Here is a 2,076-nt window from a genome sequence, read left to right on the forward strand (position 1 = left end):
ATATGAAAAGAGTCGTTGCCGTTTTGTCCGACGGATTGGGAAGCGGAATTAAAGCGAACATTCTTGCATGTATGACATCAACAATGTTGCTAAAATTTATGGAAAAAAATTCCGATATAGAAAAATCCTGTGAGATTATAATGAACTCTCTTCCGGTTTGTAAGGTAAGAGGAATAAGCTATTCTACTTTTTCCGCAATAGACTGTTACGAAAGCGGAAAAGCAAAAATTGTCGAAGAAGGAAATCCGGACTTTATTTGGATTAGAAACGGGCAAGTTCTTAAACCGAAGTATCAATTGATACAATCAAAATCTTTTCAAAACAGAAAAATGAAAATTTATGATATACAATTATGTATGCAGGACAGAATAATATTTTGTTCCGACGGAGCTACACAAGTATCCATGGCTTCGGAGAAATATCCTTTGGGTTTACAAAGAGAAGGACTTATAAAAATAATTCTTGAAAAATTAAAAAAAGATCCCGAAATTTCTTCAAAGCAACTAAGTGATTATATTGTCGGGCAAGTACAATTGATTGCACAAAACGGTAAACTTAAAGATGATACATCCGTAGTATCAATATATTGCAGAGATCCGAGAAGTTCCATTATTTTTACCGGACCGCCGTATAACCAGGATAAAGATTCTTACTATGCAAAATTTTTTATAAATTTTAAAGGGAAAAAGGCAATTTCGGGAGGAACTACCGCAAATATAATTTCAAGGGAATTAAATACTCCCGTAACATCGGATATGGCACTAAATTTAGGTAAACTGCCCGGGCTTTCAAAAATTAAAGGAGTTGATTTGGTAACCGAAGGTATTTTAACTCTTACAAAAACATTGGAATACTTGGAAACGGGAAAACCCGAAGATGATGCTGCAAAAGCATTAATGGATTTCATATTGGAAAGCGATTGTATAAATTTTCTTGTAGGTTCTCAAATGAACAAGGCACACTACGATCCTACATTGCCGATAGAAATAGAAATTAGAAAAAATGTAATAAGAAAAATGGAAAAGATTATTAAAGAAAAATACTTGAAAGAAGTTAATGTTCAGTTTATTTGAAAGTAATTTGTAAGTTTAGGAGTTATATAAATTATGAATACAGCGGGAAATAAAAAACAATTAAAAAGAGAAATTTTAATAAGAATCATAAAAGCTTTTTTTTCAAAAAATTTTGAAGAAAACATAAGACTGATTCCTTTTAATATGCGTCCGAAAGGAATGGAAGTTCCTTACAGATGTTGCATATACAAGGAAAGGGCAATAATAAAAGACCGAACAATTGCGGGGCTGGGTTTTATGATAGAAGATGATGATGAGACCGTTTCTTTAAGTACTTATGCAAAACGTGCTCTTGAACGAAAAAACATAGACAATAAAAATTTAACGGTTTTACAAGCTGCGTGTAAAGGATGTTTGACCAACAGAATTTTTGTAACGGATTTATGTCAGGGATGTGTGGACAGACCATGTCTTTCCGCATGCAAGTTCAATGCAATATCCGTTAATAACGGAAAATCATGTATAGACGAGCTTAAATGTAAAAAATGCAAAATGTGTATTTCAGCTTGTCCTTACAAAGCAATAGCAAAAATTACAGTTCCTTGTGAAGAAGTTTGTTTCGTGGGAGCAATAAAAAAAGATGAAACGGGTTTTGCCGTTATTGATTACGATAAATGTATTTATTGCGGCAAATGCATTTCTTCTTGTCCGTTCGGTGCCGTTCATGAAAAAAGTCAAATAATTGATATATTAAAAGCTTTAACATCCGATAAAAAGGTAATAGCTCTTATAGCTCCTTCAATAGCAGGACAGTTTCCCGGTAATCTTTACCAGCTTAAAACGGCTATTATGCAAACGGGATTTAATGATGTTTTTGAAGTTGCAAAAGGTGCCGATGTTACGGCACAAAAAGAAGCAAAAGAATTTGTTGAAAGAATGAAACAGAATAAAAGTTTTATGACAACATCCTGTTGTTCGGGATATAATCAGCTTGTTAAAAAACATTTTCCGGAAATAAAACCTTTTGTTTCGGATACAAAAACACCTCTTTATTATACTGCGG

The 2,076-nt window shown here is 33.1% G+C and carries 2 protein-coding genes; both read left to right on the top strand.

What is annotated here, in order from left to right; all coding sequences use genetic code 11:
* A partial coding sequence (locus ACMUOV_RS00455) for a SpoIIE family protein phosphatase (RefSeq protein WP_413852711.1) occupies window positions 1-1,073 on the top strand: 1,073 nt, incomplete at its 5' end.
* Between the two features lie 33 nt (window positions 1,074-1,106).
* On the top strand, window positions 1,107-2,076 hold a 970-nt coding region (locus ACMUOV_RS00460), incomplete at its 3' end, for a [Fe-Fe] hydrogenase large subunit C-terminal domain-containing protein (RefSeq protein ID WP_413852713.1).

The sequence above is a fragment of the Candidatus Ruminimicrobium bovinum genome (assembly GCF_902760015.1).
GTDB classification, from domain to species: Bacteria; Elusimicrobiota; Endomicrobiia; order Endomicrobiales; family Endomicrobiaceae; genus Ruminimicrobium; species Ruminimicrobium bovinum.